The 24,892-nt window shown below is 63.9% G+C and carries 21 protein-coding genes and 1 riboswitch; of the genes, 11 read left to right on the top strand and 10 right to left on the bottom strand.

The features are described 5' to 3' along the window. Positions 1–54: 54 nt before the first annotated feature. The 4 genes from PQ467_RS09285 (at position 55) to PQ467_RS09270 (ending at position 3,864) form a co-directional block, all read left to right on the top strand. The gene (locus PQ467_RS09285; RefSeq protein WP_274173159.1) at positions 55–1,386 is read left to right on the top strand and encodes an ammonium transporter; all 1,332 of its coding nucleotides are present in this window, start codon (positions 55–57) and stop codon (positions 1,384–1,386) included. Between the two features lie 63 nt (positions 1,387–1,449). After that, the gene (locus PQ467_RS09280) at positions 1,450–1,938 is read left to right on the top strand and encodes a hypothetical protein (protein ID WP_274173158.1); all 489 of its coding nucleotides are present in this window, start codon (positions 1,450–1,452) and stop codon (positions 1,936–1,938) included. A 38-nt stretch (positions 1,939–1,976) separates the two neighbouring features. Continuing rightward, positions 1,977–3,260 (top strand): 23S rRNA (adenine(2503)-C(2))-methyltransferase RlmN, encoded by a 1,284-nt coding sequence (gene rlmN / locus PQ467_RS09275; RefSeq protein ID WP_274173157.1) that lies wholly within the window; start codon positions 1,977–1,979, stop codon positions 3,258–3,260. Between the two features lie 4 nt (positions 3,261–3,264). Next, positions 3,265–3,864, top strand: coding sequence for a hypothetical protein (locus PQ467_RS09270; protein WP_274173156.1), 600 nt, complete (start codon positions 3,265–3,267; stop codon positions 3,862–3,864). Positions 3,865–3,914: 50 nt separating this feature from the next. On the opposite strand, the gene PQ467_RS09265 is transcribed toward PQ467_RS09270, so the two are convergent. Both PQ467_RS09265 and PQ467_RS09260 read right to left on the bottom strand, forming a co-directional pair. After that, positions 3,915–4,790: a hypothetical protein gene (locus PQ467_RS09265; RefSeq protein ID WP_274173155.1), complete on the bottom strand. Its 876-nt coding sequence runs from the start codon at positions 4,788–4,790 to the stop codon at positions 3,915–3,917. Between the two features lie 80 nt (positions 4,791–4,870). Next, complete coding sequence (locus PQ467_RS09260; protein ID WP_274173154.1) at positions 4,871–5,704, bottom strand: PhzF family phenazine biosynthesis protein; 834 nt, start codon at positions 5,702–5,704, stop codon at positions 4,871–4,873. Between the two features lie 90 nt (positions 5,705–5,794). On the opposite strand from PQ467_RS09260, the gene PQ467_RS09255 reads away from it, so the two are divergent. Together PQ467_RS09255 and PQ467_RS09250 are read left to right on the top strand one after the other, a co-directional pair. Further along, positions 5,795–6,550: an SDR family oxidoreductase gene (locus PQ467_RS09255; RefSeq protein WP_274173153.1), complete on the top strand. Its 756-nt coding sequence runs from the start codon at positions 5,795–5,797 to the stop codon at positions 6,548–6,550. Between the two features lie 76 nt (positions 6,551–6,626). Beyond that, a complete protein-coding gene (locus tag PQ467_RS09250) occupies positions 6,627–7,838 on the top strand; it encodes an argininosuccinate synthase (RefSeq protein ID WP_273616542.1) in 1,212 nt (403 codons plus the stop codon). A gap of 283 nt (positions 7,839–8,121) precedes the next feature. On the opposite strand, the gene PQ467_RS09245 is transcribed toward PQ467_RS09250, so the two are convergent. From PQ467_RS09245 to PQ467_RS09210, 8 genes are all read right to left on the bottom strand, one after another. Then, complete coding sequence (locus PQ467_RS09245) at positions 8,122–8,829, bottom strand: phosphatase PAP2 family protein (RefSeq protein WP_274173152.1); 708 nt, start codon at positions 8,827–8,829, stop codon at positions 8,122–8,124. Positions 8,830–8,947: 118 nt separating this feature from the next. Next, positions 8,948–9,223 carry a hypothetical protein gene (locus tag PQ467_RS09240; protein WP_274173151.1) on the bottom strand — a complete coding sequence of 92 codons (276 nt, stop codon included), beginning with the start codon at positions 9,221–9,223 and terminating at the stop codon, positions 8,948–8,950. Then, the gene (gene uvrA / locus PQ467_RS09235; protein WP_274173150.1) at positions 9,220–12,132 is read right to left on the bottom strand and encodes an excinuclease ABC subunit UvrA; all 2,913 of its coding nucleotides are present in this window, start codon (positions 12,130–12,132) and stop codon (positions 9,220–9,222) included. Before uvrA ends, PQ467_RS09240 begins: the two co-directional genes overlap by 4 nt. 70 nt (positions 12,133–12,202) lie before the next feature. Beyond that, a complete protein-coding gene (locus PQ467_RS09230) occupies positions 12,203–13,498 on the bottom strand; it encodes a DUF3857 domain-containing protein (protein ID WP_274173149.1) in 1,296 nt (431 codons plus the stop codon). A gap of 93 nt (positions 13,499–13,591) precedes the next feature. After that, positions 13,592–14,347 (bottom strand): ABC transporter ATP-binding protein, encoded by a 756-nt coding sequence (locus PQ467_RS09225; RefSeq protein WP_274173148.1) that lies wholly within the window; start codon positions 14,345–14,347, stop codon positions 13,592–13,594. Further along, positions 14,344–15,321 (bottom strand): FecCD family ABC transporter permease, encoded by a 978-nt coding sequence (locus tag PQ467_RS09220; RefSeq protein WP_274173147.1) that lies wholly within the window; start codon positions 15,319–15,321, stop codon positions 14,344–14,346. Before PQ467_RS09220 ends, PQ467_RS09225 begins: the two co-directional genes overlap by 4 nt. Then, the gene (locus PQ467_RS09215) at positions 15,318–16,157 is read right to left on the bottom strand and encodes an ABC transporter substrate-binding protein (protein ID WP_274173146.1); all 840 of its coding nucleotides are present in this window, start codon (positions 16,155–16,157) and stop codon (positions 15,318–15,320) included. Before PQ467_RS09215 ends, PQ467_RS09220 begins: the two co-directional genes overlap by 4 nt. A gap of 20 nt (positions 16,158–16,177) precedes the next feature. Next, complete coding sequence (locus PQ467_RS09210; protein ID WP_274173145.1) at positions 16,178–18,025, bottom strand: TonB-dependent receptor plug domain-containing protein; 1,848 nt, start codon at positions 18,023–18,025, stop codon at positions 16,178–16,180. 114 nt (positions 18,026–18,139) lie between these two features. Then, positions 18,140–18,349: riboswitch (cobalamin riboswitch) on the bottom strand. Between the two features lie 210 nt (positions 18,350–18,559). Here PQ467_RS09210 and PQ467_RS09205 point away from each other — a divergent pair. The 5 genes from PQ467_RS09205 (at position 18,560) to sucD (ending at position 24,728) form a co-directional block, all read left to right on the top strand. Next, on the top strand, positions 18,560–19,813 hold the full coding sequence (locus tag PQ467_RS09205) for a cell wall hydrolase (protein ID WP_274173144.1): 1,254 nt from the start codon (positions 18,560–18,562) through the stop codon (positions 19,811–19,813). Between the two features lie 203 nt (positions 19,814–20,016). Continuing rightward, positions 20,017–20,352 carry a hypothetical protein gene (locus PQ467_RS09200; protein WP_274173143.1) on the top strand — a complete coding sequence of 112 codons (336 nt, stop codon included), beginning with the start codon at positions 20,017–20,019 and terminating at the stop codon, positions 20,350–20,352. Positions 20,353–20,540: 188 nt separating this feature from the next. After that, positions 20,541–22,493 carry a putative bifunctional diguanylate cyclase/phosphodiesterase gene (locus tag PQ467_RS09195; RefSeq protein ID WP_274173142.1) on the top strand — a complete coding sequence of 651 codons (1,953 nt, stop codon included), beginning with the start codon at positions 20,541–20,543 and terminating at the stop codon, positions 22,491–22,493. A gap of 305 nt (positions 22,494–22,798) precedes the next feature. Then, positions 22,799–23,761, top strand: a complete 963-nt coding sequence (mdh, locus tag PQ467_RS09190; RefSeq protein ID WP_274173141.1) for a malate dehydrogenase — start codon at positions 22,799–22,801, stop codon at positions 23,759–23,761. Between the two features lie 76 nt (positions 23,762–23,837). Continuing rightward, a complete protein-coding gene (sucD, locus tag PQ467_RS09185; protein WP_274173140.1) occupies positions 23,838–24,728 on the top strand; it encodes a succinate--CoA ligase subunit alpha in 891 nt (296 codons plus the stop codon). The last annotated feature ends 164 nt before the right edge of the window (positions 24,729–24,892 follow it).

Below are 24,892 nucleotides of genomic sequence, written 5' to 3'. Positions count from 1 at the left end.
CGCTTTGCGGAGGAAAGCGCCGGGATCGGATGGCGCTGGCTTAGGAGAGATACCATGCGCCATCGGCCGACCGGCCTTTGGGCAAAGCATTTGCGCAGCCTTGTTGCGGTTGCCTTGCTCTGCCCCACCCCTGTTTTGGCCCAGACTGCGGCCCCCTTGGCGGGCGGGGCGAATGCTGCCGATACGGTATGGATCCTGATCTCCAGCGCGCTGGTGCTGTTGATGTGCCTGCCGGGCCTGTCGCTGTTTTACGGCGGTCTTGTGCGTGCCAAGAATTTCCTGTCGGTGATGGTGCAGGTGGGGGTCATCACGGCGGTGGCCTCGCTGCTGTGGGTGCTGGCGGGCTATGCGCTGGCCTTTGGGCCGGTGAGCAATGGCTGGATCGGTGGCCTGTCGGGCCTTGGTCTGGCGCATCTGGCGCCGGTGCGGTCGGGCACGACGCTGCCGGAAAACACCTTTGCGCTGTTCCAGCTCTGCTTTGCCGCGATCACGCCCGCGCTGATGGCGGGCGCATGGGTGGACCGGGCGCGCTTTGGCTGGGTCGTGGCGTTTTGCGGGGCTTGGGGCCTGCTGGTCTATGCCCCGGTGGCGCACTGGATCTGGGGCGGCGGCTGGATGAGCAGCGGCTATGGCACGCTCGATTTTGCGGGCGGCATTGTCGTTCATACCACGGCGGGCGTTTCGGCGCTGGTGGCGGCATGGGTGCTGGGCGCGCGGACGGGCTTTCCCAAAACGCTGATGCTGCCTCATTCGCCCGCGTTGACCATGTTGGGCGCAGGGTTGCTGTGGGTTGGCTGGTTCGGCTTTAACGGCGGCAGCGCATTGACCGGCAGCGCGGCGGCGGCCAGCGCGATTTTGAATACCCATACGGCGGCCTGTGCGGCGGCGCTGGTATGGATCGGCATCGAGGCGGCCCATGTCGGCAAGCCGACCAGCGTGGGCTTTGCCACCGGCGCGGTGGCGGGTCTGGCGACGGTTACACCTGCGGCGGGCATGATCGCGACGGGCAGCGCGGCCGTGTTCGGGCTGGCGGGCTCCTGCGTGTGTTATGGCATGATCCAGTTGGTCAAGCAGCGCTGGAAGATCGACGATTCGCTCGACGTATTTGCCGTGCATGGCGTGGGCGGGATGATCGGCTCGCTCGGCCTTGCGGTGGCGATGAGCCCGGCGCTGGGCGGCATCGGCTATGCCGCAGGGGGCAGCATGGGCCATCAATTCATCGCGCAGGCCGTAGGCGTGGGCGTAACGGCGGCATGGTCGGCGGTGGCGTCCTATGTTCTGGCGGTTGGGCTGGGCAAGATCATGCCGATGCGCGCCAGCGAGGATGACGAGCGCGAGGGCCTCGACATTACCTCGCATGGCGAGCGGGCCTGGGAATTGGACTGACGTAACTGGACTGACGCAACTGGATTGATCCGGTATCGGCGGATGATTAAAGAAGGCCGGGTGATGAAACGCCCGGCCTTTTTTCTTTGCCTGCTCGCTCTGACCGCCGCGCCTGCGCAGGCCCGCGATGCGCTGGGCATGTTTGGGGCATGGGGCGCGTTTCGCGATGCGGGCATTCCGCGCTGCTATGCCATTGCCATGCCCGAAAAGACCACCAGGGCCGAGGGCAATGCCTATGCCGATGTCGGCCTTTGGCCCAAAAAGGGCGTTCGCGGACAGGTCCATTTCCGCCTTTCACACCGGATCCAGCCGGGAGCGGCGGTGCAACTGTCGCTGGCGGGGCAACGCTATCGCATGATCGCGGGCGGGATCGATGCATGGGCGGCCGATGCGCGGATGGAGGCCGCCATTCTGGCCGCAATGCGATCGGGCGAAACGATGACCATATCCGCGCGCGACGGCGCGGGGCGGGTGTTCAGCGACCAATATACGCTGCCCGGCGCGGCCACGGCCATTGATGCGGCGGCCTTGGCCTGCGCGCGCGGGCGATAGGGTAGCATTTTGCCCGATTCGCCGCTATGGGCGCGACTATGGACACCCCCCTTCCCACCTCTCCCCTGCCCACGTCGATGCCGATTGCGGGCCATATCGACCCCGTCGTCACCGCGCGCGACATTACCCCGCGCGCCGATGGCCGCGTCGATCTGCTGGGCCTGCCGCGCCCGCGTATCGTCGAAATCTTTGCCGAGGCGGGGCTTGAGCCCAAGCAGGCCAAGCTGCGCGCCAAGCAGGTCTATCACTGGATCTATCATCGCGGCGTCACCGATTTTGACGCGATGACCGATATTGCCAAGACCATGCGCCCCTGGCTGGCCGAGCGGTTTGTGATCGGTCGCCCGGAAATCGTCGTATCCCAGCATAGCGAGGACGGCACGCGCAAATGGCTGCTGCGCACCGATGACGGGCATGAGTTCGAAATGGTGTTCATCCCCGACGCGGATCGCGGCACGCTTTGCGTTTCCTCGCAGGTCGGCTGCACGCTCAATTGCCGCTTCTGCCACACCGGCACGATGCGTCTGGTGCGCAATCTGACGCCGGGCGAGATCGTTGGGCAGGTCATGCTGGCGCGCGATGCTCTGGGCGAATGGCCCAAGGCGGGTCAGGCCGATCTGGCCGCGCTGACCGATGAGCTGGTCGATGATGATGGCGGCTATTCGCCCGACGGCCGTTTGCTGACCAACATCGTGATGATGGGCATGGGCGAACCGCTGTATAATTTCGACAATGTGAAGGGCGCGCTCAAGCTGGTGATGGATGGCGATGGGCTGGCCTTGTCCAAGCGCCGCATTACCCTTTCCACCAGCGGCGTGGTGCCGATGATGGAGAAATGCGGCGAGGAAATCGGCGTCAATCTGGCCGTTTCGCTCCACGCCGTGACCAAGGAGGTGCGCGACGAGATCGTGCCGATCAACCGCAAATATGGCATTGAGGAACTGCTTCAGGCCTGTGCGGATTATCCCGGCGCATCCAATTCGCGCCGCATCACGTTTGAATATGTGATGCTGAAAGACAAGAACGACACCGACGAGCATGCCCATGAACTGGTGCGCCTGCTGCGTCAGTACAATCTTCCGGCCAAGGTGAACCTTATCCCGTTCAACCCCTGGCCCGGCGCGATTTACGAATGCAGCACGCCCGAGCGCATCCGCCAGTTTTCAAACATCATTTTCGAGGCGGGCATTTCAGCCCCGGTGCGCACCCCGCGCGGACGCGACATTGATGCGGCCTGCGGGCAATTGAAGACATCAGCGCAGAAAATGTCGCGCGCGGAACTCGATCGTCTGGCGGAGGAAAAGCAGGCTGCTCTGGGATAATTCCGTGGGAGTGATCCCGGTTGGCGGCTGGATGACCCCGCCCGACATGCTGGCTCTGGCCAGTCGGGTGGGGCATCAACTGGCCAGCGAATGCGAGATCCGCAGCCAGCGCGGCAAGACATTCCGCGAGGCCTTCATGGCCGCCAGTTTTGCCCAGCATCGCCATGCCGAGGCGGTGCGGTTGCTGCCCGAGACGGGAAAGCCCACGCCCGATTTCGAGATCCGGCTGCATGGGCAAGAACTGGTTTTCGAAAATACCGAGGCGGACAATCCGCTGGTTCATCGCAACACGGCCTATGAAACGACGTGTCGGCAATTCGAACTGGGCGCGCCTTATGTTTCCCCCGCGCCGGTGATGATTGCGCCCGAGGCCTATGCCGCCGAAATCGCGCGGCTGATCGCCAAGAAATGCGCGAAACGGTATGAGCGCTGCGATGGCTTGCTGCTCCGCTCCAACACGACCTGGATCGAGGGGTTGAGCGATCCGCCGCTGGAATGGTGGCGGGCGGCATGCGCGCAGGCGGCGCAGCATTTCGATGAGGTCTGGGTGTTTCACCATCGCCGGTTTTTTGCGGTCTTTGGCGGCCCCGCATCCGGGGCCTAGGCGCCGCCCCGGCCGATTGGGCCGAGGCGCGCCGTCAGGATCATGCGCTGTTACTGGTAATCAAGATTGAGGCCGACAATGGCGCCTGCGGTAATCGCGGTCGTATCATTGTCCGCCGCGCCGCCGGTCAGCGCATAGGCAATGCCGGTCGAGAAATAGAGGCCGTTGGCCCATGCCGCACTGGCGCCAAGGCTGGCGCCGGGTGCAAGGGCCAGCGTTTTGACCGGCACGTCCGTGCCCACAGTGGGCGCGCTCGCCTTGTTGTAGAGCTTGAGATAAATTACTGAAGCCGTTGTATTATGGGCCTGAATGGCAAACAGATCGCCCGCCCCCGCCTTGGCCAAGGTGGCATTGGTGGAGGCCGCGCTTGATGGCATCCGGCTGACCGTGCAGGCCTTTTTCTGGCGGTCCCATGTGCTGCCGTTGAACAGAAATCCGCGCGTCATCGACAGGACGGACTGGACCGTATTCGTCTGGGCATCGGCCATCGCGCCATTGATGCCGGTCACAAAACTGCCGTTCCATTGGAGGCGCACGGCCAGTGCGCCGTTAACGTCGGTCTGAAGCTGGGCGGTCTGACCGTTGGTCAGCGTGGGAGCGGTGGCATTATAGATGCCCTGCACCGGCACAGCGCCCTGATCGCTGGCCAAGATGACCGGGAGGCTCGACGCCGCGGTTTTCTGGCCGAGGCTGGCGGGGAGCTTGGCCAGCAGGCGCTTGAACAGGGCAATCAGGCTGGCCGAGGCCGTGTCCGAAGCCGCAGCCGGGTCGCTCATCGCCCCCATCGACGCGAGCGCGCCATCGCCCAGCGCCACCGGCATAGGCGCGCCGGAGGAAACCGTGGCGGCGGATCCATCGGCATTGGCAAAGGCGACGGCATAGACCGGGGCATGGGCGGCGGGGTAAACAACCTTGGGATTGGGCATGTCAGTCTCCATCACTGAGCGGAATGCTATGCGATGGGATATCCAAATGGGTTAGTGTAGGAAATACACTTATCCTAAAATCACTCCGACGACAGTTCGCCCCCCGCGCTCACCGCGCGCACCTCCCCGCCGATCCAGACGCCTTCGGTATCGCGTGAGACATAGACGCGGCCATCGGCGCCAACCTTGCGACCCTGTGCCGCGACATAATCACCCGTGGCCAGCCCGCTCTCATACAAATAAATCGCCGCCCCGGCGTTTAGACTGCCGGTGACGGGATCCTCAACCAAAACGCCGCCCGGTCCGGTGAAAAATCCGCGAATTTCCCAATCGATGCCGGATGCGTCCGAAGGCGCAATCAGACCGAGATCGACCACTTCCCGCGCCGTCGCCTCCGGCGAAACCGCCAGCACGGCCTGCGCGCTGCTCAGCCGCAGCAATTGCCAAGGCGGACCATTATCGACATGCACTGCCTCGATCACATCGCCGGGCGCGAGGCGCAACTGGGCCAGCGCCGCCGCCAATTCGACCTCCGACAGCGGCCCGCTGCGCCGCAAAGGAGGAGCGCGAAAGGCAAGCCTGCCCTGCTCCGCGCGCACCGGCACCAATCCGACCCCGCATTCCTGCATGATCCGCGCGCCCTTGGCCACGCCCCCCGCCGCGCGCCATGCATAGGCGCTGCCCAGCGTGGGATGGCCCGCAAAGGGCAGCTCGAGCGTAGGGGTAAAAATACGGACGCGATAATCAGCCTCGGGATGCGTGGGGGTCAGCAGGAAAGTGGTTTCCGAAAAACCGATCCAACGCGCCAGCGACTGCATCGCCTCGCCGCTCAACCCATCGGCGCCATGCACCACCGCCAGAGGATTGCCCGAAAGCGCGCCATTCACAAAGACGTCGACCAGATCCAACCGCATCGCCATTTCCTTTCAGAAACATAGCATAGCGGCAAAGCGCTGCCCCTCAAGCCGCCTTCCCACGGCTTGCGCTTTATGCTTGATGGGGGCATGACCCGGCCTACCCTGCTTATCACCGGCGGCGCCAAGCGTATTGGCGCGCGCATTGCTCATCGTTTTGGCGCGGCGGGATGGCATGTCGTGATCCACTATGGCCAAAGCCGAGCCGATGCCGAGGCGCTGGCCGCGCAATTGCCCAGCGCGGAATGTGTGGGATGCGATCTGGCCGATCCCGATGCGGGCGTGGCGATGGTGGAGGATTTGGCCCGGCGGCTGGGCGATTGGCGCATTTTGGTCAATTCGGCCGCCGTGTTTCGTTATGACGATGCCCGCGCGATGGACGCCGATGTGTTTGCCGAAGCGATGACCGTTAATGCACAAACCCCCACCCGCATGGCGCAGGCCTTTCTCGCCCATGCGCGGGCGCAGACGGGGCGGCGTGTGATCGCCATCACCGACATGAAACTGGCCAATCCCAACCCCGATTTCTTCAGCTACACCATGGCCAAACACGCGCTTTCATCCACGGTGCGGATGCTGGCGATGGGAGCGGCGGGGCCGCAGGACCGCGTCTATGCCATCGCGCCGGGCGCCATGCTGCCCAGCTATGACCAACAACCGCATGAGCATGAAACTTCCGGGCGGATGAACCTGCTTGGCCGCCTGACCGATCCGGCCGAGATTGCCGACGCCGCGCTGTTCCTTGCCGATGGCTGGCTGGCCAGCGGGGAAACTCTGTTTGTCGATTCCGGCCAGCATCTGCTGGCCCAGCCGCGCGATGTTCTCTATCTGGCGCGGGGCGGATAGGGGCCCAAACGCTTGCCCCCCGGCCCATGCCCTGCTAGGCGCGGCGCAATTTCCTCTCACTCATGCGGAGCGCCCCATGTCAGACATCAAGCGCGTCGTTCTCGCCTATTCGGGCGGGCTTGACACCTCGGTCATCCTCAAGTGGCTGCAAGTCACCTATAATTGCGAAGTGGTGACCTTCACCGCCGATCTGGGTCAGGGCGAAGAACTGGCCCCGGCCCGCGCCAAGGCCGAGCTGATGGGTGTGAAGCCCGAGCATATCTATATCGACGACCTGCGCGAGGAATTCGTGCGCGATTTCGTCTTCCCGATGATGCGCGCCAATGCCCGCTATGAAGGCGACTATCTGTTGGGCACCTCGATCGCGCGCCCGCTGATTTCCAAGCGTCTGATTGAAATCGCCCGCGAAACCGGCGCGGACGCCGTTTCGCATGGCGCCACCGGCAAGGGCAACGATCAGGTTCGCTTCGAACTCTCGGCCTATGCTCTCGAACCCGGTATCAAGGTCATTGCACCGTGGCGCGAATGGGATCTGACCAGCCGCACCGCGTTGATCAAGTGGGCCGAAGAGCACCAGATCCCCGTCCCCAAGGACAAGCGCGGCGAAAGCCCGTTCAGCACCGACGCCAACCTGCTGCACACCTCGTCGGAAGGCAAGGTTCTGGAAGATCCCTGGCAGGAAACTCCGGATTATGTGTACAGCCGCACGGTTAATCCCGAGGACGCGCCGGACGCCCCGGAATATATCGAAATCGAGTTCGAAAAGGGCGATGGCGTTGCTCTGAACGGCGAGGCGATGAGCCCCGCGACGCTGCTGGCCGCTCTCAATGATCTGGGCCGCAAGCATGGCATCGGTCGTCTCGATCTGGTCGAAAACCGCTTTGTCGGCATGAAGTCGCGCGGCATGTACGAAACGCCCGGTGGCGAGATCTATGCCCGCGCGCATCGCGGCATCGAATCGATCACGCTGGATCGCGGCGCGGCTCATCTCAAGGATGAGATCATGCCCAAGTATGCCGAACTGATCTACAACGGCTTCTGGTTCAGCCCCGAGCGCGAAATGCTGCAGGCCGCCATCGACCATTCGCAAGCCAAGGTCTCGGGCACGGTGCGGTTGAAGCTCTATAAGGGCGGCGCCTATGTCGTGGGCCGTAAGTCGCCCTACTCGCTCTATTCCGAACGCCATGTGACCTTCGAAGATGACGCGGGCGCCTATGACCAGAAGGACGCCGCCGGCTTCATCAAGCTGAACGCGCTGCGTCTGAAGCTGTTGGCGAACCAGAAGTAAGGTTTCGCGGATCAGCTGAATTCAAGGATGCCGGGGGCCGCGAGGTCTCCGGCATTCTTGTTTTTGGGGTTTGGGAAAGTGTGCCTCCGGCGGGCAAAGGGCGAGGGCCCTTTGCAATCCCATTTTTGGATGGCGCGAAGTTTGCCGGGAAGCGCCATTCCGCGAAGCGGTTTATAAAGCCTGCGGCGCATCAACGTCACGCGACAATGCCTCAGGGCGCGACAAAGACAGTATCGGGATTGCAAAGGGACTAAGTCCCTTTGCCCGCCGGAGGCAAACCCCTCTAACGCAACCCCGCCAACTCCGTCCGCGCCGCCGCAACCTGAACCGCCAAACGCGGATCGGCCAACAAACGCTCGGCCACCACCATTGCCGCGCCCCGGCTGGCTGACGTGTCGCTGGGATAATGCACCCCGCAAAACCAGCGCCCCATCGCATAATCATCCGCCCGCGCCAGCACCGCCTCAGCCCGCTGCGGCGCCAGACGCGCCAGTGCCCAGCCCATGGAATAACCCACGCCGGCGTGGCCGCTGGGATAGGAACGCTGGCTCTTGCCCTGTTTCACAGTCTTGCAGGTCGGCATCGTCGGGTCGGACTGATAGGGCCGAGGCCGCGCAAATTCATCCTTGCCCGCAGCGACCACCGCGTTGGTCTCCTCCTCAATCGTGACCAACAGGTTCCATGTGGCCGGCATCTGACCCAAATCGCGGCCCAGCGCGACGCTGTAGATTGCGGGCGTCTCATCCTCGCCATCAGCACGGGCACGCACAATCCGGTCTGCGGGCGTCACCGCGATCAGGCGGTGGAGGAAATCCAGTTCCTGACGCGTCATCCCTTCGCCCGGCGGCGGAGCGAAAATCAGGCGCGGCGCGACTTCGGCGGGGTTGAGGTAGTGGATCTGCGGCGGATCGGCCATTTCGCGCAAAGGCGCCTCGGCATGGGCGATGCCGCACAATCCCAAAGCCATCAGCCCCAATGCCGTCAAACGCATAGCTACCGCTCCATGAAAGGCGCCCTGCTATCGCACGACAATGACAATCTTGGGACAAAACCGGGACAGAGGGGCGGTGAAGGGCCAACATGGCGCAAATGCCATGTTCGCCCCGACGCTAGTCCGTCAGATCGCGATAGATCGCTGCCATCCACCAGACCAGAACAGCCACACCCGCAACCACCACCACCGCCTGTTGCCAATCAGCCTCAGACGCCGGCGCCAAAAACTTGGTTGCAACCACAATCCAGACCCACATCGCCGCCCATGGCATCAACCGCCGACGACGCCAGCGCCACCGGGCCGAAGGAAAAGACAACATGCCATCGATCTTTGACCAGAATGCCCAGTCGACAACAACAATCAGCGGCAATATCAGAACCGCCCAGATCACCGCTTCAGCAACGGCTTCAAATACCCCCCCGTAAAGCTGGCCTTGTTCGCCGCTACCTGTTCCGGCGTGCCCTCGGCCACGACCATGCCGCCGCGCACGCCGCCCTCCGGCCCCATGTCGATGATCCAGTCAGCCGTCTTGATGACATCCAGATTATGCTCGATCACCACCACCGAATTGCCCTGATCAACAAGGCGGTGCAGCACTTCGAGCAGCTTGCGCACATCCTCGAAATGCAGACCCGTGGTCGGTTCGTCCAGCACATAGAGCGTCTTGCCGGTCGAGCGCCGCGCCAGTTCCTTGGCCAGTTTCACCCGCTGCGCCTCGCCGCCCGACAGGGTCGTGGCCTGCTGGCCCACCTTGACATAGCCAAGGCCGACCTCGTTCAACATATGCATCCGATCGCGGATCGGCGGCACATTGGCAAAGAAACTCTCGGCGTCCTCAATGGTCATATCCAGCACATCAGCGATGGAATGACCTTTGAACTTCACCTCCAAAGTCTCGCGATTATAACGCTTTCCGCCACATTCCTCGCAGGTCACGTAAACGTCGGGCAGGAAGTGCATCTCGATTTTGATCAGCCCATCGCCCTGACACGCCTCGCACCGCCCGCCCTTGACGTTGAAGCTGAACCGCCCCGCCTTATACCCGCGCGCCTGCGCCTCGGGCAGCCCGGCGAACCAATCGCGAATCTGACCAAACGCGCCGGTATAGGTCGCCGGATTGGATCGCGGCGTGCGACCGATCGGGCTCTGATCAATCTCGATCACCTTGTCGCAATGCTCAAGGCCGGTAATCCGATCATGCGCCCCGGCAATCACCCGCGCGCCGTTCAGAACGCGGCTCGCGCCCGCCTGCAACGTATCAAGCGTCAGCGTCGATTTGCCCGACCCCGACACGCCTGTTACACAACAGAACGTCCCCAAGGGGAACCGCGCCGTCACACCTTTGAGGTTATTGGCTCGTGCATTTTCAACGACAATCGCCTTGCCATTGCCTGCGCGCCGCTCGCTCGGCACCTCAATCCGCCGCTCGCCGGTCAGATATTGCCCAGTCACGCTGTCGGGATTGGCCAGAATATCCTCCAGCGTCCCCTCGGCCACAATACTGCCGCCATGCACGCCCGCGCCCGGCCCCAGATCGACGATGTAATCGGCGGTGCGGATCGCATCCTCGTCATGCTCAACCACAATCACCGTATTGCCCAAATCTCGCAGCCGCTTGAGCGTTTCCAGCAAGCGGTCATTGTCGCGCTGGTGCAGACCGATGGAAGGCTCGTCCAGCACATACAGTACGCCCGACAGTCCCGAGCCGATCTGCGAAGCCAGACGAATACGCTGGCTTTCTCCGCCCGACAAAGTGCCGCTGGTGCGATCCAGATTCAAATAATCCAGACCCACATTGTTCAGGAAACCAAGCCTCTCGTTGATCTCCTTGAGGATCGCCTTGGCAATCTGGCGCTGCTGATCCGTCAGCTTTTCATCCAGCGTCGAAAACCACGCCAGCGCATCCGAAACGCTCAACCGGGTCGCGCTGGAAATATCGCTCTGCGCCACTTTGACGCACAGAGCTTCCGGCTTCAAACGCTTGCCCTCGCACACTTCGCAAGGTTGTGAGGTCTGGAACTTGCCCAGCTCCTCCTTCATCCACGCGCTCTCGGTCTGGAGCATGCGGCGATTGAGATTGCCAATCACCCCCTCAAACGGCTTGGTGACGGTGTAGGCCTTCTTGCCGTCAATAAAGGTCAGCGGCACCGGCGTCTTGCCCGTGCCGTACAGCACGACGATCTTCACCTCGGTCGGCAGATCAGCCCAAGGCGTTTCCAGACTGAACCCGTAATGCCCGCCCAGCGAGGCCAGCACCTGCATATAATAGGGCGAAGGCGGGTTCGATTTGGCCCACGGCACCACCGCCCCTTCCTTGATGCTCAACGCCTCATTCGGCACCACAAGTTGCGGATCAAACAGCAGTTTCTCGCCCAAACCATCGCAGGCCGGACAGGCGCCCTGCGGCGCGTTGAACGAAAACAGGCGCGGTTCGACCGCCTCCAGCGTGAAGCCCGAGACCGGACAGGCGAATTTCTCGGAAAACACGATGCGGTTGGCCGGAACCCCGGCGCCCTTCAACTGCGCGCCCTTCTTCTTCGAACCCGTCGAAACCTCCGCCTCGCGCCCCGGCACCACACCGTCGGCCAGATCGACAAAGGCCAACCCCTCGGCCAATTTCAACGCCTGTTCAAACGAATCCGCCAGACGCGATTCGATGCCCGACTTCACTGCGATGCGGTCAACCACCACCTCGATGTCATGCTTCAACTTCTTGTCGAGCGCCGGCACATCCTCGATCGCCATCAACTCGCCATCCACGCGCAGACGGGTATAGCCCGCCTTCTGCCACTCGGCGATTTCCTTGCGATATTCACCCTTTCGCCCGCGCACCGCCGGGGCCAGCAGATAGGCGCGCGTCCCCTCGGGCAGCGCCATCACCCGGTCCACCATCTGCGACACGGTCTGCGCCGCAATCGGCAATCCGGTCGCGGGCGAATAGGGAATGCCCACCCGCGCCCAGAGCAGGCGCATATAGTCGTAAATCTCGGTCACCGTGGCCACGGTCGAACGCGGATTGCGGCTGGTAGTCTTCTGCTCGATGGAGATCGCGGGGCTCAGCCCATCGATATGCTCGACATCGGGCTTTTGCATCATTTCAAGGAACTGGCGCGCATAGGCCGACAGGCTCTCGACATAGCGCCGCTGCCCCTCGGCATAGATCGTATCGAAGGCCAGCGACGACTTGCCCGACCCCGACAGGCCGGTGATGACGATCAGGCTGTCCCTCGGCAGAGAGATGTCGATGCCTTTGAGATTATGCTCGCGCGCGCCGCGCACAGTGATATGGGTCAGACTCATAGTGTCGGTGTTCCAGATTTGTTCGCGGGATGCAAGCCTCATTCCCCGCTAGACAAAGCCGGTTCGTCGATCAAGTTCCCCTGGGGGCGCGTGCTCTGGCTCTTGCGCTGCGCATGCCGCCCATTGCCTCCAGCCCCGCGCCCATCCGCACCGGCAAGGCCCAGCCGTAGCGCGGCACCGGCATCGCGGCCAGATCAAGCACGCCATCCTTGGCCCCCATCTCGGCGGTGGGATCCAGCCAATAGACCCGCCCGGCAATCTGCGCCCGCACGATCACATGGTCAAAGCCCGTCACGCTGGGCAAACGGCGATCCATCCCCTCGCCCCCCTGCGTCGCCACCAGCGCGGCCTCGGCCTTGATCCCCAACCCATCCAGCAGGCCCAGCAACAGCGCCGTCTTGCCCTTGCAATCGGCAAAACCGCGCAGCCACACCTGATCGGCGGGCATGGGCTTCAGATTGCCCTGCCCCAGCCCGACATAGAGATAGCGCACATCGCGCCGCGCAATGGTCAGCGCCATGGCCGCCTGCGCCAAGGGATCGCCGGTGGCGGCGCGAATATCGGCAATCTGCCCGCGCAGGGGCGAATCAGGCCCCACCCGCCGCGCGGCATCAAACAAAGGAGCAAACACCCCCGCCACATCGGCCCATTGCGCAAAATCCGACAGTTCCAGCACCCGCGCCGCCTTGCTCTCGGCCAAGGCGTCCGTCACCATCGCCACGCGCCCCGGCCCGCGTTCCAGCGCGGCGGGCAGATTGGCCGCCGCCACCCCCATCGGCCGGGCCGCATCCCAGCGCGCCGCCAGCGCAAGCCGGTCGATCACACCATGGCTGCCCGCATCGAGCGCCACCTCGTGATGCCCGCCCAGCAAAGGCTCGGTGCGGTCGATGGTCCATGCGATCTCGATCACATCGCCCACCGCCATGCCCGCAATCGGCAGTCCCAGCGAACGCTGACCATCCACCCGCAAACCGCCCAGATTGCTCCCTTTATGCGCCAGCACCTCCTGCACCGAGGGCAGCAGATCATTGGCCCTGTTGCCCCGCGTCAGGCGAAAGGCGTGGATGGTCAAACGATCCGTCTCGGGCCGCCATTGCACCGACAGGCGCGCCATGCCCTGAATGCCCTCGGGCTGATCAATACGCAGGATGCGGCGTTGATAGAAACTGGTCGTGCCGCCGTGAAACCACACCTGCTGGTCCTGCATCACCATATGCAGCGGCGCCTGGCCCGCAGGCTGCACCGTGGCGGGCATGGCCACCGGCACCACCCATGCGGGCGCAGCCTCTGCCCGCGGCAATTCATCGGCGCGCACGGGGACTGCCATCAGGGCGAACAGAGCGAGAAGAGGCAAACCTTTGTTCATGGCGCCAAGAGAACCGCAATCGGCGCCCCTTGTCCATTCGGTTAACCCGCATTTTACCATGCCGTTTCCATTTGGCACATTACAGGATACCCGTCACAGACTAAGCGCCCGCACGCCCTCCGGTCCCAGCCAGCTTGCGTTGACACCCCATACGCGGGCTATCACCGCCTCGCTCAAAGCCTCGCCCGGCGGTCCATCGGCCACCACCCGGCCAGCCTCCATCACCACCACGCGGTCGGCATGGTTCATCGCCATGGCCAGATCATGCAGCACAAGGCACACGCCCACCCCTTGCTCCGCCTGTTGGCGCAGCGCGGCCAGCAAGCGCAACCCATGCCCCAGATCGAGGCTGGCCAAAGGCTCGTCCGCCAGCACCCAGCGCGGACGCCCCGCCAGCACCCGCGCCAGCAAGGCCCGCGCCCGCTCGCCCCCCGACAGGCGCGAGAGCGGGCGTTCGATCAGGTGTTCAAGGTCCATCGCCGCGATGGCCTCTGCCACCGCCTCGCGATCCTGCGCGCGATCCGCATGGGCGCGGTGCATGGGCGCGGCCTGCCACGGCAAACGGCCCAGTTCGACCAGCGTTTGCACGCTGATGTCCCACGCCGCCTCGCCCCCTTGCGGCAGATAGCCCAGCAGGCGCGCCCTTTCGCGCGGGGGCATGTCAATCATATCGCGCCCATCGAGCCGCAACCCGCCCGCCACCGGCAAGACCCCGGCCATGGCGGCAACAAGGCTGGATTTGCCCGCGCCGTTAGGGCCGCAGATCGCCGTCACCCGCCCCGGCAAAAGGTCGAGCGAAACATCGCCCAGCCGCCCGCTCAGCGTCAGATTGCGCGCGCAAAGCATCATCGCCCCCCCCCGTCCCGCATCCGCCAGAGCAGCGCCAGAAAGAAGGGCGCGCCAAGCAGCGACAGCGCAATCCCCAGCCGCAATTCGCCCCCCGCCAGCGGCAGGATGCGGCACAGACTGTCGCCTACCACCAGCAGCAAGGCCCCGCCCAGCGCCGATGGCACGATCAGCGAGGACGGCCGCCGGTCGGTCAAGGGACGCAGCAAATGCGGCACGACAAGGCCGACAAAGCCAATGATCCCGGCCACCGCCACGCTGCCCCCGACCGTTGCCCCGACGCCAAGAATCAGCAAAACCTGCAACCGGCGCGGATCAACGCCCAGCGAGCGCGCCGCCGCCTCGCCCAGCGTGAGCGCATCGAGCGAACGGGCGGCAACCAAAAACGCGCCCAGCCCAACCGCCATCAAAGGCGCGGCAATCCACACATCCCGCCATGAACGATCCGCCAGCGCGCCCATCAGCCAGGTCACGATTTCCGAAAGCGCAAAGGGCGAAGGCGAAAGGCTGATGGCAAGGCTCATCAAGGCGCCCGACAGGCTGGCGATCATCATCCCCGCCAGCGTGAACAGCGCCACGCCCCCCGACGAACGCCCCGCGATCAGCCCCAAGAGCGCCATCGCCCCGCCCGCGCCGACGAGCGCGAAGACGGGCAGCGCCCATGGGCCAAGCGCAAAGCCATAGGAACCCAGCCAGATGCTGAGCACCGCGCCGAGCGCCGCACTGGGCGCAATTCCGAACAGGCCCGGATCGGCCAGAGGATTGCGCAAATAGGCCTGCATCGCCGCCCCCGCCGCGCCCAGCCCGCCGCCCACAAGCACCGCCAGAAGGCTGCGCGGCAGGCGCAATTGCATCAGGATCAGGCCCGCGCCCGGGACATCGGGATGGAACGGATCAATCCACACCCGCCCCGCCAGCAAGGACATGGCAAACGCCAGCGCCAGCGCGGCGAGAAGACCTGCATTCAGGCGCGTCATGGGTGGACCTCCCGGCGGATCTGCGCCAATCGTTGCGCGGCGCGGATGATGGTGGGGCCGCCGCAATATTCGAGGCTGGCGTCAAAATCAAAGCGCTGCATGGTGCGCAATTGCGCCAGCACCGGATGGCCCAGCACCCGTCGCCCCTCGCGCCCGCCATCGGCGTCACCATGACCTATCACCAGCAACACCCGCGGCGGATCGACCACCATCCGTTCAAGCGGCAGAAACTGCGACTGCCCCATGCCCCGGATCGCGGCAAAGGGCGTGAAACCTGTGCGGCGCAGCAGATCGGACACCAAAGTCTCGCCCCCCACGACCAGCCCGCCGCCTTGCCAGATCAGCGCGGGCAAGGGCTTGGCCCCGTGCAGGGGCGAGGCCTCGCGCATGGTCTGATCAATCCGCGCAATCATCGCCTCGCCCCTTTCGGGATGGCCCAGCAGGGCGGCCATGCGGCGGATCTGACCCTCGCTCTCCTCCACCGTGGCGGCCATGGAAAATTCCTCAAGCCGCAAGCCCATGCGCGCATAGGCGGCGCGGGTCGCGGCCGGGGTAAAGCTGCCCGAAACCACCAGCGACGGCTGGGAGGCGACCACTTCCTCCATTGTGCCGAGGGTGAAAGGATAGGTCCGCGCGCGGCCCACATCCATCGAGCTTTGCGACGGATCGCGGCTATAGGAGGACAGCGCCCCGATCTGGTCGCGGTCGGCCAATTCGACCAGCAGCGCGTCGGTGCAAGGATTAAGGCTGATGATGCGGGAGGGCTGAACCTTGGGCGCAGCGGGAGCGCAGGCCCCCACCAGCAAGGCACCAAGCAGGGCCAGCCCCCCGCGCATCAATTACAGCTTTGCCCGCATTACAGCTTGGCTCTCAGGCCCATCGATGCGGTGCGGCCATAGGAATTGTAATCCTTGACCACGGCATAGCGTTCATTCGTCAGGTTTTCGATGCGGCCAAAGATTTCCGCATGATCGCCCACCGGCATGCTGGCGCGCAGGCCCACCAGCGCATAGCCCGCCAGACGATTGGTGTTGGTGGGATTGTCATAGCTGGAGGAGACGACGCGAATGTCGCCGCCGATGGCAAGGCCCGCGAGCGGGGTTTTCCAATCGGCCGACCATGTGACCATATGGCGCGGGCGGCGCGCCAAATCCTTGCCGAAGGCGCTGCTTCCGGCGGTCTGGTTGGTGCTTTTCACAAAGGTGTAGAGCGCGCGCAGTTGCAGCGCATCGACCGGGCGCAGGCCGGTTTCAAACTCCAGCCCCTCGGCCCGCGTGCGGCCCAGATTGGCATAGGTCGAGGTGGACAGGTCATAGTCGATCTGGTTGTTGATGTCGCGGTGGAACCATGTGACCGCGCCATAGAGCTTGCCGTTACGGTCGCCCTTTTCAAGGCCGACGTCATAGGACTTGCTGGTTTCCGCCTTCAGCCCGGTGTTGCCCGAATAGGGATCGAAAAGCTGATAAAGCGAGGGCGCGCGAAAGCCCTCGCCATAGGAGGCGCGCAGGCGGACATCGTCGATCAGGATATAGGTGCCGTTCGCGCCAAAAGTGGTGTGGGTGCCAAAGGTGGAATGGCTGTCCACGCGCAGGCCGCCCGACAGGCTGAGACCGAATGCGCGCCAGCCCAGCAGGCCGTAACCGCTGGCGATATTGGCGTCATTCACCGCGCCGGGCGTGAAATAGTAATTGCGCGCATGGTTCCACATCGCCTCGCCGCCCACATCGGCGGAAAAGAAATAGGGCAGATCGGCATGGGCCGCACCGTCAATGCGCGTGCTGCGGCCAAGGTAGGAGCTGTATTCCGTGCTCTGGACCGTGGGGTCGATATAGCCGCGGCGCAGCGAGGACTGGCTGATGCCCAGACGCGCCGAATATTTGTCGGCCGCATATTCAAGGCCCACGCGGCCCGAAACCTGCTCGCTCGACTGCTGCTCGCCCCGGTTCACATAGCCCAGCACCCAGTCATAGGAGTCCACCCCCACCTTGCCATTGGCATAGCGCGCCGTGGCCACAAGGTTCAGCCCCTGGGCCAGACGCAGACGGGCGCGGGTGGACAGGCGGGTCTGATGAAAGCCGTTGTTGCGCGTGTCGGTGATGCGCGTCGGGATGCCATCGGTGCTGATATAGCCGCCGTTGAGCGTGATGGCATAGGCATCGCGCGCAACGCCCAGCGTCGCGCCCGCGTCAAAGGTGTTGTTGCTGCCGCCTTCGAAATTCAATTCCGCGCCGTTCAACTCGCGGCTGGTGATGGCGATAACGCCGCCGATGGCATTGCTGCCCCACACCACGCTGTTCGATCCGCGCAGCAATTCGATGCGGCCCACGCCGCCGCTGACCAGATTGGCAAAATCATAGCCGCCCGAGGGGGCCGCCGTGTCCTCGACTTTCACCCCGTCGATCATCACAAGCGTCTGTTCGGAATTGGCGCCGCGCACGAAAAAGCTGGTGGTGGCGCCAAGGCCGCCCGCGCGGGCAAAGGAAACGCCAGGCAGGCGGGTCAGCACGCGGGTCAGGTCCGGCCCCTGAATCGACTGGATCTCGGCCAGATCGACCACACTGATCGACTGACCGCTTTCATCGACCGGCTGGCTGTTGCCGGTGGCCAGCACAGTGATCGTTCCGGCATCCTCGGCGGCCATGGCAGGCGCACACAAAGCGAGCGAGATCATCGACGAAGCGGCGGCAAAATAACGGATGTTCATAGCTCTTTCCCTCACGAAGGCTATTTGCCGTTCGTGGCGGGAGAGGCCGCCCCACACGCCCCTTGCGCATGGAAACAGACGGCATCGCGCTGCATCCGGTCTTCCCCGCCCGGCGCTGAACGACAACCATCGGCAGGTCTCCTGGCTATCCGGGGTCATCGCGCATCCGCCGCCTTCCCAGACCGATCGGCCCAGTGGCATAAGACGGTACGCTCGCCCGGAAACAGTTGCGGGGGCAGCTTTGCATCCATCCTTGCGCGGGCAAGAACGGGCAAATTCCCTTTTCAGCCCCCGCAAGGGGGCACCGTTGGCGTGGCCGACGCCCTAGCCTCCCATGCCCAAAGGTGCAAGGGGCGAGGCAGCCATGGTGCGGGCAAGGCAATTTTAACCCTGATCAGGGGCGCGAAATTAAGGCGTTAAGGATTATCCGCCCCATCCGTGCCGCAATGAGACGGCCTCAATTCGGCAGGTGCAGCCCCGGCGATTGTATGTTTTGCCATGATCGCCCGCTTTGCCAAAGGCCGAGAAGTCAGGATGAAAAACCCGCGTGCCTCCCTTGCGTTCGACGCCCTGTTTTCCGCCCCGCCCGCGCGCGATGAAGGGCGGCCGGATCATACGACGCGGCGGCGCCGGGATGATGGCATGAAGATCAATGCCTTGCGCCACGCCGAAATGCGCCGCGCGACGATGCAGCGTTTGCTGGCGGTGGCCTGCGCCTTGCTGGCGATGCTGGCGGTGCAGGCGTGGCGCGGACAGGGCACCGGCGCGATGGCGCTGGCCGCCACCACCGCGCATGAGGAGGCCGATCCGGTCGATGGCCAGAGCAGCACGGCCCCGATGCCCTTTGAACAACCGGGCGACAGTTGGCCGGGCGCGGCCTATTATTATGTCAGCCGCGAGGTCGAGCAACCCGCCCAGCCGACCGGCTGGCGCGGAGCACTGGCCGCGATGGCGCCGGGGCTGCATTGGGATGGCGGCGCGGCGGCAAAGAGCGATGATGAAGCCCCCCTGCCCGGATCTGGCCCTGCGGCGCGGGCGCTTTCGGGGTTGGCCAATGCGGTGGACCGGGAACGTGCGCTTTCATGCCTGACAGCGGCGGTCTATTACGAGGCCGCGAGCGAACCCGATGACGGCCAGCGCGCCGTGGCGCAGGTCGTGCTCAACCGTATGGCCCACCCCGCCTATCCCAAGAGCGTATGCGGCGTGGTGTTTCAGGGTTCGGAACGCGCCACCGGGTGCCAGTTCACCTTTACCTGCGACGGGGCGCTGATGCGCAAGCCAAGCCGCTACTTCTGGAGCCGCGCCGAAGCCGTCGCGCGGGCCGCGCTGGGCGGCTATGTCTATGCGCCCGTCGGCCTTGCCACGCATTATCATACATTTGCCGTCCATCCCTACTGGGCCGACAGCCTGAACTTTATCGGCCAGATCGGCGCGCATCGATTTTATCGCATGCATGGCCCGGCCGGCGATTCCGGCGCCTTCCGCTTTGTGCACGCGATCAGCGAGCCCCTGCCCGTGCCGCATCAACGCGTGGCTTTTGCAAATCGCGAACTGGTGGATGACCCCATCGCCATCGAGCGCGCCTATGCCGCCAAATTGGCGCCCGGCTTTGGCTCTGCTCCGCGTGGAGGCATCGCAACCGCCGCGCCCGCCGCCGCGCCGCAATATACCGCCGAGGCGCTTCGCCATGGCGGCGACAGTGCCTATCGCGCCGCCAATCTGCCCGGCAGCGATAACATCCGCCCCGAATATCAGAACAGCGGGCGCTGGATCAGCGATCCGGAATAAACGCCGCTTTATGGTTCAACCCTGTCCTACGCGCCCGCTCCCATGGCGAAAATAGAGCCATTTTAGCGCCCGGAATGTCCAAGATGGGTGCAAACGCGGTTAATCGACGGCAGGGATATGATAACCACGGCAAATCACAAAGGCTTAGCCCCCTTGTGCTAGACCAGTGCTGATATTCAATCGAGATTGAGGGATTTTCAGGCATGTCGATCCGATTTGCAGCCGCCGGTGCGGGTGAATGCGGCGCTGTGGCGCGCGTGTTGCGCCGCCCCCGACTGCGCGCGCCGGCCAATGATCACGAGAACGGCGCCGAAACCGACACCTTGCTGCAAAGCGCCCTGCAACATTTCGCCCGCCACGGGCTTGGCGCGGCCGAACGCGCGCGCAACATCGCCCTGCGCGCCTTTTTCGAAGGCGACCGTGATCAATATCGCCACTGGCTGGGCATTTGCCGCAAGCTCGACCGGCAAATGGCCAACCGGCTGAGTTTGGCGCATCGTTCGGTGGAGGATTTTGAAACGCTGGCCTCGCCTGACTGAGGGACTGGACTGGGGGGCCTGACTGAGGGGCCCGGCATGGCGGTGGTGGCGGCGCGATTTTTGTATAAATACGACAAATATTGAACTTTCGCGCCTGCCGTTAACCATTCTGTGACGAGTTCTCCCCTAGCTTACCGCTATCCAACGGGAGTTGTCCGATCCGCCCTTTCTTAGACACGTTGCGGGTTTTGTTTAAAACCCATGCTGCTGATGACCGGGCAAGAGCCATTCTGGTCACCACGCTCTATACGCAACCGTCGTCTCTGGCGATCGGCGCCTTGTGCGGGATTCTGACCAGCGCGACCGCCGCGATTGAATCGGGCAACCGCGAAATTACCATCGCGGCGTGGATCATGTCGGCCATCGCGCTGATGCGCGTGGCCAGCGCGACCGTGCTGCCGCGATGGCTGGCCCACCGGGCGCATGCGCTTGAAGTCATTTATGAATTGGGCGCGTTTTCCTATTCGATCATGGCCGGGATGATCGCGGCCCTGACTTTTTTCCATCCCGTACCGGGGCCGGTGCGCACGCTGATGGTGGGCAATGCGATTGCCTATTCGGTGGGCATTGCCGCAAGAAACGCCGGACGCCCGGCGATTGCCATCGGTCAGTTGGCGCTGGCGCTGTTGCCCGTCATCTTCGCTGCCGGGGTTCAGCAGGACCTCGCCAGCAGGCTGCTGGCTTTCACGCTGTTCCTCGTTCTGCCCGCGATGATGTCGATCACGCTCAATGTGTTCCGCACCCTGCGCGATTCGATTGCCAGCGCCGAAACCAGCCAACGCCTTGCCGAAAAGATGCAGCATCTGGCGCGCACGGATATTGTTACCGGATTGCTGAACCGTGCAGGGCTCAATCACCATCTGGTCGAACGCCTCGTGGCAATCCCGGATGGCAACAAACTGGCGATCCTGTGGCTGGATCTGGACCGGTTCAAGGAAATCAACGACACGCTGGGCCATCAGGTGGGCGACCGCTGTCTGGTCGAGGTGGCCGCGCGCCTGCGCCGCAGCGCCCCGGTCGGCGCGGGTATCGGCCGTTTTGGCGGAGACGAGTTCATCATCGCCTTTGAAGCGGCGTCCGATAACGAGATTCAGGGCGTGGCCGACACGATCCTGACCGACATCCTGCGCCCCATACGCATTGATGATGATCGGCTGGAAATCGGCTGCTCGATCGGCATCGCGATCCTGCCCGAACATGGCACCGATCTTGAGGCTGTGCTGCAGGGGGCCGATCTGGCGCTCAACCACGCCAAGCTGAATGGGCGCAAGCAGATCGTCAGCTTCAATCCGGCGATGACGCGCGATCTGATCCGCCGCAAGGAAATCGAGGCCGAACTGCGCCTCGCCCTGCAGCGCGATGAGCTTTCGGTCCATTTCCAGCCGCTGGTCGATCTGGAAACCGGGCGTATCCGCGCGTTTGAGGCGCTGGTGCGCTGGTTCCATCCGGAAAAGGGCGAATTGCGGCCGGACGAATTCATCCCCGTGGCCGAGGAAAGCGGGGCGATCATCACGCTGGGCAACTGGATCACCGCCAAGGCGGCGCGCGTCGCCGCCGAATGGCCGGAGGATGTGACGCTGGCGGTCAACCTCTCCCCGCTCCAGATCCGGGCGCCGGGCGCGGCGCTGGGCATTCTCAATGCCTTGCGCGAGGCCAAACTGGCGCCCAGCCGACTGGAACTGGAAATTACCGAAACCACGCTGCTTGACCACAGCCCCAATACCTCGGCCTTCATCAATGAACTGGCCGGGGCCGGTGTGCGATTTGCGCTGGACGATTTCGGCACCGGCTATTCGTCCCTCGGTTATCTGGATCGTTACCCCTTCAAGAAGATCAAGATCGACCGCAGCTTCATCTCGGGCCTGAGCGCCGGGACCACCAGCCACGCGATCATTTGCGCCGTGGCGGCGATGGGCAAGACGCTGGGGATGGAAATCGTGGCCGAGGGGCTGGAAACGCTGGAGCAGGTGCAGGCGGTGCGCGACACCGGCTGCACGCTGGGTCAGGGGTGGTATTTCAGCCGCGCGGTGCCCGACTATCTGGCCGCAATGCTGCTGGCTCAGGAGCGTCGTCGGATCGGGATCGACAGCCCCCCTGCGACTCCTCAACATGAGTCGCCGCTGCTGCGCAGGCACGGCTGAACAGCTGTTCATCCAGCATGGTTACGTATGCCAAACCGAAAATGGCTTAGTTATACCATTTTTATTGCCATATCGGTTATAGCGCCAAGCCTTTCCGCTATTGCGAATTAGTCGCGCAAACTCTTTCGTCTGATATGCTTTTCCCGCCTTGCAATGCGGCAAAGACAGGAATAGGGCCACCCCCAATTCGGTTAAGGGCCACCTGCGCGCTTGCGGGACTGCGTATGATGGTCGGTGAAACACTCGCTATCCTGCGGCCACATTTCGGCCAAGGGGAAGCCCCGCAAGTAGGGAAGGATTGGTTCATGGCTCGCAAGAAGATTGCCCTGATCGGCGCCGGCAACATCGGCGGCACGCTCGCTCATCTGGCAGCGCAGAAGGAACTGGGCGACATCGTCCTGTTCGACGTTGTCGATGGCGTGCCTCAGGGCAAGGCTCTTGACCTGTCGCAGTGCGGCCCGGTCGAAGGCTTTGACGCCAAGATCACTGGTACGAATGATTATGCCGATCTGGCCGGCGCCGATGTGGTGATCGTCACCGCGGGCGTCCCGCGCAAGCCCGGCATGAGCCGCGACGACCTGCTCGGCATCAACCTCAAGGTGATGAAGGCTGTCGGCGAAGGCATCAAGAACAACTGCCCCGACGCTTTCGTGATCTGCATCACCAACCCGCTCGACGCGATGGTCTGGGCTCTGCGCGAATTCTCAGGGCTCCCCGCGAACAAGGTTGTCGGCATGGCCGGCGTGCTCGACTCGGCCCGCTTCACCACGTTCCTCGCCTGGGAATTTGGCGTGTCGGTGCGCGACGTGAACACCTTCGTGCTGGGCGGCCACGGCGACACGATGGTGCCGGTGGTGCAGTATTCGACCGTCAACGGCATCCCCGTTCCCGACCTGATCAAGATGGGCCTCTCGACCCAGGAAAAGATCGACGCCATCGTGGCCCGCACCCGTTCGGGCGGCGGCGAGATCGTCGGCCTGCTCAAGACCGGTTCGGCTTTCTATGCTCCGGCCGCCTCGGCGATCGCCATGGCCGAAGCCTATCTCAATGACCAGAAGCGCATCCTGCCTTCGGCCGCCTATGTGAACGGCGAATATGGCGTGAACGACCTTTATGTGGGCGTTCCGGTCATGATCGGCGCCGGCGGCGTGGAAAAGGTCATCGAGATCGAGCTGGACGAAGAAGCCCAGGCCAACCTGAACGTCTCGGTCGAGGCGGTGAAGGAACTGCTGGTGGCGTGCAAGGGCATCGACCCCTCGCTGGCCTGAAACCAATGAAACAGGCCCCGGCGCCGCGCCGGGGCCTGCATGATAAGACGACCTCCTCCCCATCTCGGAGAATCCCATGTCGATCCTGATTGACAAGAATACCAAGGTCATCACCCAGGGGATGACCGGCAAGACCGGCACTTTCCACACGCAGCAGGCGCTGGCCTATGGCACGCAGATGGTTGGCGGCGTCACCCCCGGCAAGGGCGGCACGATCCATGCCGACACCAACCTGCCCATCTGGGACACGGTTGCCGAAGCCAAGGCCGTTTCGGGCGCGACCGCTTCGGTCATCTACGTTCCGCCGCCATTCGCCGCCGACTCGATCCTCGAAGCCATCGACGCTGAAATCGAGCTGATCGTCGCGATCACCGAAGGCATCCCCGTGGCCGACATGGTCCGCGTGAAGCGCGCCCTCTCGGGTTCGAAGTCGCGCCTGATCGGCCCGAACTGCCCCGGCGTGCTGACGCCGAACCAGTGCAAGATCGGCATCATGCCCGGTTCGATCTTCAAGGAAGGCTCCGTCGGCGTGGTCTCGCGCTCGGGCACGCTGACCTATGAAGCGGTGTTCCAGACCACCAACATCGGCCTGGGCCAGACCACCGCAGTCGGCATCGGCGGCGACCCGGTCAACGGCACCAACTTCATCGACGTGCTCGAACTGTTCCTGGCCGACGAAGCCACCAAGTCGATCATCATGATCGGCGAAATCGGCGGCGATGCGGAAGAACAGGCCGCGCAGTTCCTGATCGACGAAGCCAAGAAGGGCCGCAAGAAGCCGATGGCCGGCTTCATCGCGGGCCGCACGGCGCCTCCGGGCCGCCGCATGGGCCACGCCGGCGCGATCGTGTCGGGCGGCAAGGGCGATGCGGAAAGCAAGATCGCCGCGATGGAAGCCGCCGGCATCCGCGTCTCGGCCAGCCCCAGCCTGCTCGGCGAAACCCTCGCCGAAGCGCTGAAGGGCTGAAATTAAGTTCAATACCGGGCGTGGTTGGCCAGCCAAGGTTAACCCCGCCCGGTGTTAGAAGAATGCCATGTGCCGGCCATTCCTCCCCGGGGCCAGAGGCTCTTTCGGAACCAGCCGCCACAATAAACCCCCACCAGCGCCATAACGCGCCGGTGCGAAAATAG

Origin of the sequence: Novosphingobium sp. KACC 22771 (assembly GCF_028736195.1) — a bacterium.
Lineage (GTDB): Bacteria > Pseudomonadota > Alphaproteobacteria > Sphingomonadales > Sphingomonadaceae > Novosphingobium.
This window is presented reverse-complemented; position numbering and strand designations above follow the sequence as displayed.